Origin of the sequence: Mucilaginibacter sp. KACC 22773 (assembly GCF_028736215.1) — a bacterium.
Classification (GTDB): domain Bacteria; phylum Bacteroidota; class Bacteroidia; order Sphingobacteriales; family Sphingobacteriaceae; genus Mucilaginibacter.
This window is the reverse complement of sequence record NZ_CP117883.1, coordinates 2,818,022-2,835,847: the sequence shown is the minus strand read 5'-3', so window position 1 is coordinate 2,835,847 and position 17,826 is coordinate 2,818,022. Positions and strand designations below refer to the sequence as shown.

6 protein-coding genes are annotated in these 17,826 nt (G+C 45.3%); 1 reads left to right on the top strand and 5 read right to left on the bottom strand.

Going from position 1 to position 17,826, the window contains the following annotated elements; genetic code table 11:
• Positions 1-19: 19 nt before the first annotated feature.
• The 4 genes from PQ469_RS11975 to PQ469_RS11960 form a co-directional block, all read right to left on the bottom strand.
• Positions 20-1,645 (bottom strand): arylsulfatase, encoded by a 1,626-nt coding sequence (locus PQ469_RS11975; protein WP_274213168.1) that lies wholly within the window; start codon positions 1,643-1,645, stop codon positions 20-22.
• Between the two features lie 3 nt (positions 1,646-1,648).
• Complete coding sequence (locus tag PQ469_RS11970) at positions 1,649-3,550, bottom strand: arylsulfatase (protein ID WP_274213167.1); 1,902 nt, start codon at positions 3,548-3,550, stop codon at positions 1,649-1,651.
• Positions 3,551-3,720: 170 nt separating this feature from the next.
• Positions 3,721-5,160, bottom strand: coding sequence for a RagB/SusD family nutrient uptake outer membrane protein (locus PQ469_RS11965; protein ID WP_274213166.1), 1,440 nt, complete (start codon positions 5,158-5,160; stop codon positions 3,721-3,723).
• 18 nt (positions 5,161-5,178) lie between these two features.
• Positions 5,179-8,331 carry a SusC/RagA family TonB-linked outer membrane protein gene (locus tag PQ469_RS11960; protein ID WP_274213165.1) on the bottom strand — a complete coding sequence of 1,051 codons (3,153 nt, stop codon included), beginning with the start codon at positions 8,329-8,331 and terminating at the stop codon, positions 5,179-5,181.
• A gap of 581 nt (positions 8,332-8,912) precedes the next feature.
• On the opposite strand from PQ469_RS11960, the gene PQ469_RS11955 reads away from it, so the two are divergent.
• On the top strand, positions 8,913-12,302 hold the full coding sequence (locus PQ469_RS11955; protein WP_274213164.1) for a DEAD/DEAH box helicase: 3,390 nt from the start codon (positions 8,913-8,915) through the stop codon (positions 12,300-12,302).
• Between the two features lie 85 nt (positions 12,303-12,387).
• Here the strand turns inward: PQ469_RS11955 and PQ469_RS11950 are convergent, their stop codons facing one another.
• A complete protein-coding gene (locus PQ469_RS11950) occupies positions 12,388-17,697 on the bottom strand; it encodes an Ig-like domain-containing protein (RefSeq protein ID WP_274213163.1) in 5,310 nt (1,769 codons plus the stop codon).
• Positions 17,698-17,826: the final 129 nt, after the last annotated feature.

Here is a 17,826-nt window from a genome sequence, read left to right as displayed (position 1 = left end):
CCTTAATTCTGCTATCTGTTTAATTTGCTTTAATATCCAGTATCGCTTTCGGTTTTATCAAATTAAAATCCAAAACTACATTATTTGCATTTACCCATTGCAGGTATTCTAACGAAAGCTTACGCACTACGTCGGGGTTCTTGGCAGCTAAATTATTGGTTTCTCCCCTATCGTTATCAATATCGTACAATTCCCATTGATTCACCGGGAATACCGATACCAGTTTCCATTTGCCTTCGCGAATGGCACGATTGCCCCATAGCTCCCAAAATAGTGGTTTATCGCGGTTAAGTTCCTCTCCTTTAAAAAACAATCCGGTAAGGCTCTTACCAATCAATGGGTTGATTTTGGTACCGTTGTAAGCTGCCGGGTATTTGGCGCCCGCCACATCGTAAAATGTTGGTGCAAGATCTACCAGGTGGGCGGTACCCCTTTCAATAGTATTTGCCTTTATTTTACCGGGGAACCAGGCAATCAGCGGCGAGCTCATACCTCCTTCATACAGCGCACCTTTAAAAGACCGCAAAGGCGAATTGGAAACAAACGACCAGTTTTTTCCCTGCGATTCAAACGATCCGGATGTACCTACCGGGCCTATGTTACGGGCTGCGTGTACTTTACCATGCGCCACATCTTCGGCAGGCGCACCATTGTCAGATATAAATACGATGAGCGTATTGTCATCCTTTTTAAGCGCTTTTAACTTATCCAGCACTTTACCTACATTTTGATCCATCCTATCAACCATCGCGGCGTAAACCTCCATTTTGGCCTTCCAAAGCTGCTGCTCATCGTAGGTAAGATTATCCCAGTTGGGCACTTCGGCATCGCGTACGGCAAGCGGCTGGTTTGCATCGCGCAGGCCTAATTGTACCTGGCGTGCCAGGCGTTCCTTACGCAGCGAGTCCCAGCCTATGTTGTACCTTCCTTTATATTTGGCAATATCCTCGGGTAAGGCCTGTAAAGGCCAGTGCGGTGCGTTAAAAGTGAGGTACAAAAAGAAGGGTTTATTAGTTTTGCTTTGCTCGTCTAAAAACTTAGCAGCATGATCGCCAATTTCGTCGGTCATATAATAACTATCATCCGGTTTATGCCAGCGTTTGTTATCCTCTTCAATAATAACCGGGTACCTGGCGCCACCAAGTGGCATGTAGCCGCTATTAAAGTAATTGGCCGCGCCGCCTATAATACCGAAGAAATGATCAAATCCCCGTTGGTTTGGCCAACTGGTGCTATCGTTGCCTACATGCCATTTTCCCGACATTAATGTGCTGTATCCATTTTGTTTTAGCACTTCGGCCAAAGTCAGTGATTCTTTGTTCAGGTAGCCCTGGTAAGCCGGTAACCCCAGGTTTTGGTCAAAATAACCAATGCCCGCTTTGTGCTGGTCTTGCCCGGTTAATATAGATGCCCGGGTTGGCGCGCAGATGGCGTTATTATAAAACTCCTTTAAACGCAGGCCTTGCGAAGCCAGCTTATCCAGGTTGGGGGTATGGATCTCGGAACCATAACTTCCCAAATCGGCGTAACCCATATCATCTACTACAATAAGGATGATATTCGGTTTCTTTTGCTGGGCCTGTACCTGTTGCAAGCCTGCAACGGCTAACAAAAGCGTTGCGCATATAATGCTCGTTTTTTTCATCTGCTATTTCCCTTTAGGAGTTGTGTTTATCATCGACTTTTGATCTGCCTGGGCCACACCTGTTTTTTTATGGATCCTTTGCTTAAATACGTCGTCCCAATCAATAAAAGGGTAAATATTGTTCTTTTGCGCCTGCTCATCAAATAAGGCCTGTAACTCCTTTAGCTTTTCGGGGTATTTAGCAGCCAGATCATTACGTTCGTTAAAATCTTTATCTAAGTTATAAAGTTCCCACTTATCCTTATTAAAATCTCTGACGGTATCGGCCGGGTTACGCGATGTATTAAAAAAAGTGGTATGATGCAAGGCTTCGGCCTTCCATCCATCTTTGTAAATAGAGCGCGACCCAAAAATATAGTAGTATTGCAAATTGTGCCTGGTTGGTGCAGCGCCGTTATCGAACGAATAAACAAGCGATGTACCCTGTAAGGTATCTTGTTTTACACCTTTAATGTATTCTGGCGCTTTAATGCCCAGGTATTCGAGCGTGGTAGGCAACAAATCGTTAACATGGCTATATTGGGTGCGTATGCCGCCTTTATCTTTAATGCCTTTAGGATAAAATACAATTAGCGGGTTACGCGTTCCCCCCTCAGAGTTGGCATCTTGTTTCCAGTATTTAAATGGTGTGTTGGCGGCCTGTGCCCAGCCTAACGGATAATTTACTTCGGTGCCTTTAGGCGTACCAATATCGTCTATTTTACTAAGATTGTATTTAATAGTTTCCTCTTCAGAACCACCGTTAGCCAATATAGAACGATCGATATCGCCATTCTGCGAGCCTTCTTTACTGGCGCCATTATCGCCAATTACTACAAATATCAGGGTGTTATCCAGTTGGTTACTTTGTTTCAGATAACTTATTAAGCGCTCCGTTTCATGATCGGTATAGGTAAGATAACCTGCATAAACTTCCATAAAACGGGCATACAGTTTTTTTTCATCTGCCGATAGGGTATTCCACGCTTTGATACCGGGGTTTCGCGGAGGCAGCACTGCGTTTGCGGGAATAATGCCTTTACGCTTTTGTTCGGCAAATACCTTTTCCCTGAAAACGTCCCATCCCCCGTTAAACTTCCCCTTATACTGGTCGCTCCACTCCCTGGCTACCTGGTGTGGCGCATGTGTGGCGCCCGGCGCGTAATACAGAAAAAACGGCTTGTCTGGTGCTGCTTTTTGCTGGCGGGCAATGTAACTAATCGCCTTATCGGTTATCTGTTCGCTCAGGTGCCTTCCATCTGGTTTTACGTGGGCGTTATCTTCGACCAGGTCGGGCTTGTACTGGTCTGTTTGCGAACCAAGAAAGCCAAAAAAATGATCAAACCCTTTACCGCTTGGCCACCTATCAAACGGACCGGCATCGGTAGCATCCTCGTCGGGCGTTAAGCCGTATTTGCCAACCGCAAAAGTGTTGTAGCCGTTCTCGCGCAATATTTCGGCAATGGTACCTTTATCTGCCGGTATGCGCCCATCATAACCCGGAAAGCCTGCCGATAATATGGTATGCGCAAAACCGCCCATGTGTACATAGTGATGGTTGCGGCCGGTTAGTAATGCTGCCCTTGTAGGTGCGCAAATGGCTGCCGTATGAAAGTTGGTATAGCGCAGGCCATTATTGGCCAGGCTATCATAAGTTGGGGTATTAATGATGCCGCCAAACGCGCTTGTAGCACCAAAGCCAACATCATCAAGCAAAATCCAGATTACGTTTGGCGCGCCTTTGGGGGCTGTAACCGGGGCGGGCCACCATTCTTTTGAATCGGCAAGTGTTTTGCCAACTTTTCCCTGGTAAGCCGGCGTTTGATTATTTTGCGCAAAAGCCGATGTCATGGCCGACATCACCAATGCCCCGGAAAGCAAAGTGCCCTTTGATAACCGGCTGATGGATTTAAAGTGTGTTTTCATGTGTTTTGTTTATATAACTCCGTTGATGATAATTTGATAAACCAACCAGTGTTAAGTCAACAGTACTAAGTCGTAAGTCTAAAGTTATTTTCCTTTTTTGGCTTTGAACTTAAGACTCTGAGCTAAAGACGATCCGTCAATTTATCGTTGACCCGACACTAATGGCTTTGTTAATTTGTATAGCCTGGGTTTTGCGTTAAGCCCGCATTAATACTAATCTCGCTTTGCGGAATAGGAAACAGGTAATTTTTTGCGCTCACATTGGTTTTTGTCGCAACTTTTGAAACCGCTTCAACCAACTTGCCTGTACGGGCCAGGTCAAACCAGCGCTGGGCTTCCTGTACAAACTCGCGCCGCCTCTCGGCGTAAAGCGAATCCCTGAACGCAGCCTGTGAAAGTCCGGGCGTTAAATCGCCCGTATTGGCGCGGTTCCTTACCTGGTTAATACCGCTGTAAGCATCGGCGGTTGCACCTCCAACTTCATTTAATGCCTCCGAGTACATCAACAGCACATCGGCATACCTGAGTACGGGGAAATTTATACTGCTTTGATTTGAAGTAAGCAGCACTGTTCTATCTACATATTTACCAAAATAAAAAGAGGGGTAAATTTTAACAACTCCGGTTGATGGGTTTGTGAGTGATGTGTAAAACGTAACCGCCCTCCGTGTATCATTGGCGCTAAATTGCTTGTAAACCGAACTGTCGGCCGGAATATCGGCAGGCACACTTACGCCAAAACCGGTGAACGCAGCCCCCATTAACGTACTGGTATTCCCCAGGCCTCCGTTAGAGTCAAATTGCGCCGAAAAGATATGTTCCTTGCCGTTTTTGGTAGCCTTGTTAAACAAATCGCCGTAGTTGGCAACTAAACCATAACCATAGGGGCCGTTAATAATTTCTTTTGCCTTAGCAACCGCATTAGCCCAGTCTTTTTGAGTGAGGTAAACTTTTAACAGCAAAGTTTTGGCAGCCCCACCAGTAGCTCGGCCTATATCCGCTCCGGTATAGCCGGCAGGTAGATTTTGGGCATCGGTTAAGTCGGCTATAACCTGTTTATATACATCGGCAGCCGGACTTCTGTTAGTTTTTAAACTATTTAAATCGGTAGATGTAGGGTCATGCAATACCAGTGGCACGTCGCCCCATAGGCGTACCAGGTCAAAATAAAACAGGGCGCGTAAAAATTTGGCTTCCAACACCAGCCTCTTGCGAATGGTTTCATCAAAAGACATAGCCGGGATTTGATCGATAGCCACATTTGCCCGGCTGATACCTGTGTATAATTGTCGCCATAAAACCTGTACCCTATCATTTGTCGCCGTATAAGTAATGGAGCTAAGCGACCTTACATTTGGATTGATTGCAGACGGGCCGGCAGAAAGGTCATCGGTAGTCATATCCGTAAGGAAGTTGATCTCTCTGCCGTAAAGCGGCTGTTCTGTCCCATCACTCACCAACTCGCCATAAACAGCGGTTACCCCGGCAACGGCATCCGACTGTGTTTTAAAAAATTGTTCTTTTACAATCACAGATGCAGGCTTTTCATCCAGTTTATTGCAGGAAAAAAGGACGCTTGCCACACCCATCAGTATATATATCTTTTTCATTTGTGTTTAATTATTAGGTTAGAAAGTGACATTTAAGCCCACTAAAAAGGTTTTGTAATTTGGATAAGCGCCAAAGTCGATGCCTTGCGAGGTATTGTTTTGCTCAAACGAATTCACTTCCGGGTCATACCCTTTGTATTTGGTTATGGTGGCCAGGTTTTGAGCGGATACGTAAACGCGCAGCTGCTTGGCGCGGATTTTATTGAGCAACGTACCGTTGAAGGTATAACCCAGCACCACGTTTTTAAGGCGCAGGTACGATCCGTTCTCGATATACCTGTCAGACATTTGCGCTACCGGCGAATTTGTTGCCCGGGTTACATCGTTGGTTGGATTGGTGGGCGTCCACCTGTTGGCTACGCTGGCGTAGGCGTTGGCAGATAGGTTGGTAATTTCCAGTTGCTGGCGCAGGGCATTATAAATCTTGTTGCCATATGATCCCTGGAAAAACACCAGCAGGTCTACATGGCGATAAGAGAAGTTGTTGGTAAAACTACCGGTGAACTTTGGCTGCGAGCTGCCAAGGTTGGTTTTATCGGCGGCGGTAATCAGGCCGTCGTTATTGGTATCGACATATTTGCGGTCGCCGGGCTTGGTATTAGCCTTGGTATCCAACGTAGGCGAACTGGCAATTTCTGCCGCTGACTGGAATATGCCCGCTGTTTTATATCCCCAAAAAGTACCCAACGGCAAACCTACTTTTATATTAACCGGCTGCAATATACCCAAAGTGCCATTTGGCACAGCCGGGAAAAACGATGTTTGCGTTGCCCCCAGGCTCAAAACCTTATTGCGATTTAGCGCATATACTAAAGAGGTTTTCCAGGTAAAAGCCCCACCGCTTATGTTTTCGGTGTTGATACCAACCTCCAGGCCTTTGTTTTGTACGCTGCCTATGTTTTGCAACGACGTAGAATAACCTGTTGATAATGGGATTGGGATACTCAGCAACAAGTCATTTGTTTTTTTGTAATAAGCATCTAAAGTAAGGTTGATGCGGTTATCCAATAATCCAAGGTCGATACCAACATCATACTGCTTGGTTTTTTCCCATTTCAAATTTGGATTTGAGAGCCTGTTGGCTGCAAAGCCTGTTATCAGCACACTGTTAAAGTCGTAATTAACCGGCGATAAAGTTGCCAGCGACTGGTATTGCCCTATCTCCTGGTTTCCGGTCTCTCCGGCACTTAAACGCACTTTAAGGCTGCTGATAGATTTGATATTTTTGATAAAATCCTCTTCAACCGCGTTCCACGAAAAACCGGCTGACGGGAAGTAACCCCACTTGTTGCCAGCACCAAACCGCGAGGAACCATCGGCCCTGCCCGAAACCGTGAAATTATATTTATGCAGGTACGAATAGTTTATACGTGCCAGGTACGAGTTAAGGGCCCAGCTATACGCGCTTGATGTAGGTGTTGAAGTTTGTGAGCCGCTTTGCAGGCTATTATAAGTTGTAGCACTGCTTACAAAGTTTTTTGAGCCGGCGGTTGCTGCCTCGCCGTTGGATTTTTGGGTAGTATAACCGGCAAGGATATTGATAAAATGTTTGTTATCGATAATTTTATCGTACGTAAGCGTATTTTCGTTGAGCCATGTATTTACGGTGGCATTACCCACACTTGCAATGCCCACAACTGCATAACCGTTGGCTGTATTTGGTCCTGCAAAGTAGTTTTGTTTGGTGCTGAGCAGATCGGCGCCGAGGCTGATTTTTGCCTTTAAACCCGGCAATAAAGTATATTCTCCGTAGAAATTACCTAATGATCTGTTGATGTTTGTTTTATTGATAACGTTCAACAGGTCATTGATCGGGTTAGACGGCACGCTGGTATATGGATTAACCAGGTTATAATTACCATTTTGATCTTTTATGGGTACTACCGGGGATGTGGTTATAATATTGGTGATCAAATTAGGGCTGCTCAAACTGGCCGATCCGGTATTGGCAGCTGCGCCTGTTGTAGTTGAATAGCTTGTAGTAGAGTTTAGGCCTATCTTGAATTTAGAGGAGATATCACGCTCATAATTGGCGCGAAGCGAATACCGCTTAAAATTGGTATTGAGCACTATTCCATCCTGGCTAAAATAATTGCCGGATAAGGCAAACCTGGATCGTTCATCGCCACCGGTGAAGCTTAGTTCGTGATTTTGTACCGGTGCATGGCGAAAGGCTGCATCCTGCCAATCACTTCCCTCTCCCAACGCGGCAATCTGATCGGCGGTGAAGGATGGCGCCTGGCCGGTACTGGCTAATATGTCATTCCGGAGGTTGGCCCACTGCGTAGCATCAAGCAATGGCAGTGTTTTGGTAATTCGTTGCTGACCATAATAAGCGCCGTAAGACACATCGCTTGTACCCCTCCTGCCCTTTTTGGTACTGATAAGAATAACGCCGTTAGCGCCTCTTGAACCATATATGGCAGTTGCCGAGGCGTCTTTAAGAATTTCGATAGATTCTATATCTGAAGGGTTTATGGTCGACAGTGCATTTACACCTGCGCCCGAACCCGAGCCTGTTGCCACACTTGCGTTATCATTATATACAGGGAAACCATCAATAACGTATAATGGCTCGTTACCGCCGGTGATAGAATTACCCCCTCTGATACGGATACTGGCAGAAGCGCCGGGCTGGCCCGAGCTTTGGGTTACGTTGACCCCTGGTGCCGAACCACGCAACAAATTATCAACTGATGCCGATACCTGGTTAAGGTTTTCTTTAGGTACCGACGAGATGGCCCCGGTAACATCACTTTTCTTCTGCGTGCCGTAACCTACAACTACTACATCGGTAAGTTGGTTTACTGCAGGCTTAAGTTCTATCTGCACCGGGCTGCCGTTTACTGTAAGTTCTACTTTATCATAGCCAATAAAGCTTACTAATAAGGTATATGGAAACTTTTGGCCTGTAACAAAATTAAACTCGCCATCGGAGTTGGTAGCAACAGCGTGGGTGGTGCCTTTAATACGTATAACCACGCCCGGAATAGGCTGTTTATTAGTGGCATCCACCACTTTACCGTATAGTTTGGAGTTGATAACCGATGGACTGCTTGTTTGCGAAAAAGAACCGAAAGGAATAAGTATCAGCAATAAAATGGCCGATTGTTTGAAGACTTTATAGGTACGGGACAGATATAAAAACTTGGCATGGAGATATATTTCCATATATTTAAATGTTTTATGTTAATGATTATTTGTTAGTAAAACCGGGGATGAAGATCAGTTAGTGATTGGCGTTACGGGCTGATCTGCCATCCAAACCACCGGCAAGGCTCCCTTGCCGGTGTCATTTAAGGATAGTTAGTAAATCTTATTTCATCTTTTTAAGGGGCTTAAAGAATGTTGTAAATAAATGTTTTGTATAATTTTGAATGCCGCATACCTCTTCCCAAAAGCAAAAATTAAGCATCAAAAAAACAAGGTATTGTGCCGCGTTACCAACAACAGCAGTAACAGCACATGGGCTGTTGCAGAATAGCAGAAGAAAATTTAATGAACCCTGTTTCAGGATTAACAAAAGCGATCATGGTGGTATTTTTACATCGCAAATATAAAATAATTTCATTAAACTACTAATTCTATAGGAATTATATTTTTTATTGCAATTTACCTCTTTTATAAAGGATAATTAACCTACAATTAACAGAATGCCTATTTGAAGCCCTATAAATATTTTCTTTACTCCAACTTGGTTAGTCTGCCCAATTCTTAAGATATTTACCCAAAACACAACAAAAGGGATATAAGTGGATACAGCAGCTATTTATGAGGAAGATGAACCTGGAGGCCATACTTATATTTTAGATTTACCCTTTGCGGCCATTACCGAAACCGCCATCCTCCAACGGTCGGGCGGTGGATATGATAATCATCCAGCCTATTATAAACACATTGTTCCCGAGGTTATTGAAATTAACAGCGGCGTATTTTACCACGAATTTGATGCCGTTAACTTTCCGCAGGTTACCATAGTTCAAAATAATCAGCAACTTTTATTAACCTGCGGCTGCACCGCCAGCCATGGCCTGCTTTGCGAACACCAAACGCTGGTGCTTACCGCCGTTATTAAAAAAAATGATCTGCGCATATACTTTGATAGCCGGTTAAGGGACGAAAAAATAAGAAAGGCGGCCATTGATTATGGCCTGGAAAACGAACCCGACCTGGATGCTTTTTTTAAAGTGACGTATATAGATAAGCAATCGGTTATTGTCCCAAGGTTGCCCTCGCTTATACCGGTTACTAAAGATAGCCTGGCCCAATACGGCGAAATGTTGCTGCCCGCTGATGCGGCAATTACTGATAAGACCGACGGAGATACAGGCCAATCCATATGTATTGTGTTAAAACAGCACAAATATTATCAATACCTTTTTGTGGAGCTGTACAGCGCCCAAATTACCAAAGAGGGTAAAATTAAAAACCCGCTGACTCTGGTGAACCCTTTAGACCAGATCTGGAGTACGGACGACCATGAGCAGCTAAAGTTTTTTACAGGCATTAATAAATTTCAGAACCACATCAACAGCAAACGGTCGGCAGCCGATATTCTGGCCTTAAGGGCAATTATTAAAAACCCGCTGAAGTATAATTTTTATTACCACAACAGCCAGGTATCCGACAATATCACAGCTTCATCGATAGTATCTGTTAAGGTTGGGCTATTACCGCAAAACATTAGCCTGAATATAAAACCGCAGGGGCCGTTTTATGAATTTTCGGGCCAGCTTACAATTGATGGCGAGGTGCATCAGCTTAAAGACCTGGGTATCCGGTTCAGCTATTTTATTTTAGTAAAGGACAAGCTTTACCTGGCCGATAACATCCAACTGCTGGGCATTATCGACCTGATGCGTAAACGGCCCGAAAACCTGCTTATCCACCACTCCAAATACAAGGAGTTTAAAACGCAGCTACTCACCAAGCTGGAAGACAGGATTACAATTGCCTATCAGCATATAAAGCCAGCTACACAGGCCCAGTTAAAGCAACAGGGATTTACCGCCGAAACAGAGCAGATCATTTACCTGTCGGACTTTGGCAGTCATGTGATGATAATCCCGGTGATGCGTTATGGCGAGGCTGAAATTCCTGTACGTACCAAACGTACCATTCATGGGGTTGATCATAAAGGCAACGAATTTATTGTAAAACGCGATGACGAGGCCGAGATAGCCCTGACAGCCCTATTGGTAAGGCAACACCCCTACTTTGATGAACAACTGGATAACGACCTGCATTATTTTTACCTGCATAAAAGACATTTTTTGCAGGAAGAATGGTTCTTAAACGTATTTGAGGATTGGCGGCAGCATGGTATTACTGTTTTAGGTTTTAACGAGCTGGAAGGCAACAAGCTTAATGCCAACAAAGTAAATATTACAATAAGGGTGCTTAGCGGCATCAACTGGTTTAATACCGAAATTGGTATCCGCTTTGGCAAAACCAAAACTTCATTAAAACGCGTGCAAAAAGCAGTGCGTAACAAAAGTAAATACGTGCAGCTGGATGATGGCACGGTGGGTATTTTGCCGTTGGAGTGGATTGAAAGATTTACTAAATACTTTAATGCCGGCGAGGTTACTGATGAAGATATTTTAAGCATCCATAAAATCAATTACGCTGCAATTGATGAATTGTTTGATCAGCAGGTGATGGATGAGGAGGTTAAGGCCGAGTTATTTACCTACCGTGAAAAGTTAGCTGATTTTGATAAGATAACACATGTGGAAGTATCAGCCGACCTGAAAACGACACTTCGCCCTTATCAGCAACAGGGTTTAAACTGGCTTAACTTTTTAGATGATTTTAATTTTGGCGGATGCCTTGCCGATGATATGGGTTTGGGCAAAACCATGCAGATTATTGCCTTCATATTATCGCAACGCAACAAAAGAGATCGGAATACCAATTTGCTGGTGGTGCCCACATCTATCATATTTAACTGGCAGGCTGAAGTGAAAAAGTTTGCCCCATCTATCAGGATGCATACCATTTACGGGGCCGACAGGATGAAAAACACTTCAGAGTTTGACGGTTATGAAATTATCCTGACATCGTACGGCACGCTGCTTGCCGATATTGGCTTTTTAAAGCACTATCAGTTTAACTACGTTTTTCTGGACGAATCGCAACAGATTAAAAATCCCGATTCGCAAAGGTACAAGGCGGTGCGCCTGCTAAAATCGCGCAACCGGATCGCCATTACAGGCACTCCCATCGAAAATAACACCTTTGATATTTACGGTCAGCTTTCATTTGCCTGCCCGGGTTTGTTGGGTACCAAACAGTATTTTAAAGATATTTATGCTGTACCCATTGATAAATTCAAGAGCCATAAGCGCGCGGCCGAATTGCAGCATAAAATAAAGCCCTTTGTTTTGCGCCGTACAAAGCAACAGGTAGCCGCCGAATTACCCGAAAAAACTGAGATGGTACTTTATTGCGAAATGAAGGAACAACAACGCAAAATTTATGATGCCTATGAAAAGGAATTCCGCGAATACATCTCGGCCACAACCAGCGACGAACTAAGGAAGACACCGATGAACGTGCTTAAAGGGCTAACCAAATTAAGGCAGATCTGCGACTCGCCGTTGTTGATTGATGGAGAAAAGCCACCCGGCTCAGAATCCGCCAAGATAGAGATGCTCATTGAGCAAATTGAAAGCAAACAGCATCAGCATAAAATACTGGTATTTTCGCAGTTTGTATCGATGCTGGAACTGATCAGGAAAGAGTTATTGAGTCGTAAAATTGAATTTTGCTGGCTCACTGGCAGCACCCGTAACCGGGAGGCTGTTGTAAATGAATTTCAAAACAACCCCAAAATAAGCGTATTTCTCATCAGCATGAAAGCCGGCGGTACCGGCCTTAATTTAACCGAAGCTGATTACGTGTATATTGTAGACCCCTGGTGGAACCCAGCTGTTGAAAACCAGGCTATCGACCGCTCGCACCGGATAGGTCAAAGCAAACATGTAGTAGCTGTAAGGATGATTTGCCCCGATACCGTAGAAGAAAAAATTATGCAGATGCAGGACTTTAAACGAAGCCTGGCCGATAATTTGGTTAATACTGATAGCTCGTTTTTACAATCAATGTCGAAAACAGATTTGCTGGGAATTTTGGGTTAAAGTGAATGGCGAGCAGTGAATGGTGAGTGGTTGGACTCGGGTTATTAACTACTCACCGCTCACTATTCACCACTCTCCGGCAAGGCTACCTCAAAACAGTCACATATCCTGTAAACCGTTGCCCGTTAAGTTTGGTATCCACAATAAAGTAATAAACCCCAACCGGCACGGGTTGCCCGTTTGATTTACCATCCCAGGGTACACCATATCCTTTGGAATGGAATATGAGGGTACCGTAACGGTTAAACACATCAACCGTGGAGTTTTCATAGGCTACCAGTCCGGTTATTTCCCAGGTATCATTCGTACCATCGCCGTTGGGCGAAAATGCGTTGGATACCGATAACGACGGCGATACAACAATATGTGTGGTGCCGGTGGTAATACAACCTAAACTATCGGTAATAGTTAGTGTATAGGTGGTATCAACGCTTCCTGTTATAACCGGATTTTTAGCATGAATATCACTGATATTATAATTTGGCGACCATAAGTAGCTCACAGATTCGTCATTTACAGATGGGTGCAGCGTGATCGTTTTATCCCTTAAAACATATCTTATCTTCTCGGTGGTAAGCTCCGGCGGACCAAAGAATGTTATTTTAACCGAATCAGACGGCGTATAGCACTGGCCGGAATTATCTACATTAAAGGTCAGCATAACCGATCCTTTTTTCAGATCGTTAACCCCCGGCGAATATGTGGCATTTGGCTGGTTTCCCGAATGAAACTGACCGTCGCCGGTAGCAGTGCTCCAAAAACCTGTACCGCCGGGCACAAGTACTTTGCCGGCCAATTGCACAAACTGATCTTGCGAGCAAACATTTTGGTTTTTACCGGCATCGGCGCCCGGCTCCTGCCCGTACCTGATATTGAGTACCGAAGTAGAGATAGTGCAATCGTCTTTACTGGTAGATGACAGGGTTATAGTGACACTGCCTGCAGCCTTTTCGTCGGCCGAGGGGATATACTGCACATTATCAACAGAGGTTGACGATGGTAAAAACCTTCCTTTAGGATTACTTGACGACCAGATACCTGTTGTAGTACCCCCGGTAACCGAACCTTTAAGAGCGATAGACGTTACATTACTACACACCAGTTGGGGACCCGTGGCCGTAGCAACAGGTGGCTGATTTACCTGTACCGTGGTAACTCCGGCATCGCTTGTACAACCGGCCACGGTGACAAATAAGTTATAGGTACCAGCACTTTCAACAGTAGCCGGAATATCCGGGTTTTGTGATGTTGAGGAAAAATTATTAGGCCCTGTCCACATATATGTGGCACCTGCTAAAGAAGGAGTACGCAAATTAATAGTATTGCCAAGGCACACCGGCGAGTTACTGTTTGCCTGCGGTACATTAGGCTTGGTGTTAACATTTACGGTATGAGTAAACGGCACCCCATCGCAACCATATGCTGATGGCGTAATAATATAGTTAACGCTGACGGGAGCTGTTGTAGTATTTGTTAAAGCTTCATCAATAATGGGGCCGGTACCCGTGGCTGCCGGGTTACTGATACCCGGTACCGCTGCACGGGTCCAGCTAAAGGTTGCAGTAGGCACATTGGATGTAATGGCGTAGTTTTGCGGCGTTTTATTACAAGCCAATGAAACTGTATCACTGGTAATATTAAGTGCAGGGTTAACGGTTACAACCCAGTTAAAAGGTTCGCCATCACAGTCGTTTGTTTTGTAATTAATGGTGTAAACAACATCAATCGGGGTGGTATTGGTATTATATAACACCTCCCTGATCACATTAGAGGCCTGGCCGCTTACCGCGTTATTGGTAATACCTGCCACGGCTGCCCTGCTCCATCTAAACGAGGTGTTGGCTGTATTAAACTTTATATTGTAATTGGCAGAGGTACCATTACATATTGAAATTTTTGGCGATTTGGTTATCACCGGCGTAGGGTAAACTGTAACAACATACTTAATGGGCGTACCAGGGCAGGTGCCATTTATTGGAGTAATTGTGTAAGTTACATTGATAGGATTGGCCGTAGTATTTATTAACGTTTCTGAAATCAAAGTATTGGTCTGATTTGACACCGCCGGGTTACTAATACCAGCAACAGCCGCCCGCCCCCAACTGAAAGTAGCCGTTGGCAGGTTAGCGGTTATAGTATAATTTAAAGGATTGCCACTGCAGGTAAAACCACTTGAGCTACTTGTAATATAAGGTGTTGGGTTAACTATAACAACTACCTTTTTCATGGCGCTTACACATTGCCCAACCGCAGCCTGTACATTATAAAACGTACTTGTATTTAATGACGACGTTGTAAAAGTATCGCCGATGTTTACGAGTTGTCCGCTTTCGTTTAACCACTGGTAGGTTCCTGCCGAGCCGCTTGCAACAAATTTTGCCGTACTACCTGCACAAATAACCACTGTATCGGCCGATGTTTGTGGAGTTGGCGGTGCATCGTAAACGGTTACTGTTACAGCTTTACGCTGGCTGTTAAGGCCATTTACCGTAGTTTGAACATAATAAGTTGTAGTAGCGGTGAGGCTTGGCGTAGTATAACTTGCCCCCTGCTTTATTGATGAACCGCCACTTGCTGCCGTAAACCAATTATAGGTGCCGCCCGGAGCTGTCGCTGTTAACGTGGCGCTGCTGCCTTTGCAAATTTGGGCATCCTGGGCAGTAGGTGCCGGTGGTACCGTATTAAAAAAAATGGTTACCGTAGCAGATGCCGCATTACATGCGCCGGCCGACTTGTTTGAAAGTAAAGTAAGCACAGCCTTACTTTCATTATTTGCAGGAGTATAAACAGCGTGAAGATCATTTACATCTGAAAATTTGCCGGCCCCGCCAGACCATGTACCTCCCGAAGCACCGCTTACGCTGCCATTTAAAGTTACCGGTGTATTTAGCGGTACACTCTGATTGGCACCTGCACTTACCGTCACGGCATCATCAATGGTAATATTAAAAGATGATGAACTGCCCGAAAACGAGCCGCTGGGCGGTATGGTATTGGTGATGGTATATGTGCCCTTGGCAGTATTTGCCAAACTGATTTCGCCGGTTTTATCATCAACAAAAGTTAGTCCGGCGGGCGAAGCTGTAAAAACCCCGGCGCTGGCACCCGGCGCAAATGCTGGTTTAGGATTGGCCCCTGTTTTACAAATGGGGGTATTATACGTAAAACCCGTAAGGGGACTCGCGCTGATAGTTATAATACTTGAATAGGTACCCGAACAAGTGCCGCTGCTGGTTAACACAACGTTATAAGTTCCGGGAATACTTGCGCCGACATTAATTTGTCCTGTAGCCGTACTTATAAACACCAGGCCCGGAGGCGCACTGAATATACCGCTACCAGAGGGATTGATAATTACAGGGGTTGGATTTGCGCCCGTTGTTGCATATGTTGCCGACGAATACCTAAATGAGGTGCCGCTATTGTCAACGGTAACCGTAACTGGGGTACGCGTACTGGTACAGGTACCAGAAGTACTTTGCACATAGTAGGTTTTATCGGCCGATAAAGGCGGCGTAGCAAAGGTGTTCCCAGTGTGCAGCGATACACCGCCCGAGGGTACGTCATACCAATCAATACTCTCACCCGCGGCTGCGCTGGCCGAAAGATTCGCAGTGCTACCAGGACAGATTGTAGGCGACGGCCCCACTACCGGTGACTGCGGCAACGGTGTAACAACCACTTTTACAGCTACAGGTGCGCTGGTGCAACCATTAACAGTAACCTGTACCGTGTATGTTGTAGATGCTGTTAATGCCGGGGTAATAAATGTTTGTCCCACCTGTACAAGGTTGTTACCGCTATCAAACCAGGCATAATCCCCGGCTGGCCCGGTTGCGGATAACGTTGCCTGGTTTCCGGAGCAGATGTTGGCATCGCGCGCCACAGGTGAGGCCACAGGACTTGAAACAACAACCTTAACAGCAGTACGGCTGCTTGTGCACTGCCCTACGGTTGTTTGCACGTAATAGGTAGTAGTTGCTGTTAAGGCAGGCGTGGTGAACTTTCCGTTCTCGGTAACCGGTAAAGGATTATTATCCGTGGCGGTTGCAAACCATTGGTAAGTTCCTCCTGGCGCTGTAGCCGTGATTACAGCAGTCGACCCGCTGCAGGTAATAGGCGGGTTTAAAACTGATGGCGCTGCAACCGGTGGCGCCACAATTACATTTACGGGGCTGGGCGCACTATTACAACCCGAATTAGTAGCCACAATATAGTAAGTAATATCCTGGGTCAATGGCGGCGTATCGTAGGTAAGCCCTTGTTTTAAAAAGTGCTTTCCATCGGCATCTGCATACCATTGGTATGTGCCATCTGTACCGGCAGTTAGGTGTGCACTGCTATTATAGCAACTATTTACAGTTTGTTGCGCGGGCGCGGCAGGTATTGGGTTTACGGTAACGTTAACCGGTACACGCGGGCTTTGGCAATCGTTTATGGTATTTTGTACATAATAAGTGGTGTTAGCCGTAAGCGGCGGCGTTGTATAATCAGGACTTGATATTAATGGGGTTCCGCCGGTAGGGGTATCAAACCAATCAGCAACACCGGATGGGGCATCAGCGTGTAAAGTGATTACAGAGCCCGAACATACAGTGTTATTACTGGTAACCGTGGGCGGTTGTGGTGCCGAAGTTACCGTTGCAGATACAACTGTGCGTTGGCTTGTACATCCGTTAACAGTAGAGGTAACATAGTAACTTACCGATTGTTGCAACGACGCAATTGTAAGCGTTGGCCCGGTATTAACCACGTTTGTTGAGGTACTTGAGGTATACCAGCTATAATTATCACCATTGCTTACCGATAGGGTAACCGGACTGCCCGCGCATGCTTTAACACTATGGGCTACGGGCTTGCTTAAAACGTTAACAGACACCGTGGTTCGTGAACTTGTGCAACCAGCGGTAGTGGCTTCAACATAGTAGGCCGTATACCCGGTAACCGGTGGTGTATCATAGCTATTGCCGTTATGAAACGGGGTGCCGCCTGCTGCTTGTGTGTACCATTGAAAACTATCGCCAGCCGAAGTAATCTGGAGATGGGCGCTTGTGCCCTGGCAAACCGTGCCGCCACCCGTTACTACCGGCGCAGCAGGTGTTGGCGTAATGTTTACAGTGATTGTTTTGCTTGCCGTGCAACCCGAAGTTTTGTCGGTAACAGTTACCGTATAGTTGCCTGCTTTGTTTACGTGAATTGGATTAACGGTTTCGCCCGTGCTCCATGCGTAATCATAATTGCCAGAGCCGCCAGAGGGAGTAGCTGTTAAAGCAATAGTGTTGCCCGCGCATATGCCCGGTTCGGAAGAAGATATAGCAACAGTTAATGAGCACGACTGGCTAAAGCCACGCAGCGAAATAAGTAAAAAAATAAAAATAAGTAGACGGATCTTCATTAACCTCAATATCTATTCGTTTCAGCTTTATGATAATAAGGTTCGGTTTGAATAAAACCTCAAACCGGTAAATTATTTACAACCAATAACATAGCCTACCACACTGTTTTTATAGAAATTAAATCTCAA

What these genes read in the sequence shown, in the direction of transcription:
- PQ469_RS11975 (WP_274213168.1), bottom strand. Translation starts at nt 1,645, where the DNA reads ATGAAAAAAACGAGCATTATATGCGCAACGCTTTTGTTAGCCGTTGCA.
- PQ469_RS11970 (WP_274213167.1), bottom strand. Translation starts at nt 3,550, where the DNA reads ATGAAAACACACTTTAAATCCATCAGCCGGTTATCAAAGGGCACTTTG.
- PQ469_RS11965 (WP_274213166.1), bottom strand. Translation starts at nt 5,160, where the DNA reads ATGAAAAAGATATATATACTGATGGGTGTGGCAAGCGTCCTTTTTTCC.
- PQ469_RS11960 (WP_274213165.1), bottom strand. Translation starts at nt 8,331, where the DNA reads ATGGAAATATATCTCCATGCCAAGTTTTTATATCTGTCCCGTACCTAT.
- PQ469_RS11950 (WP_274213163.1), bottom strand. Translation starts at nt 17,697, where the DNA reads ATGAAGATCCGTCTACTTATTTTTATTTTTTTACTTATTTCGCTGCGT.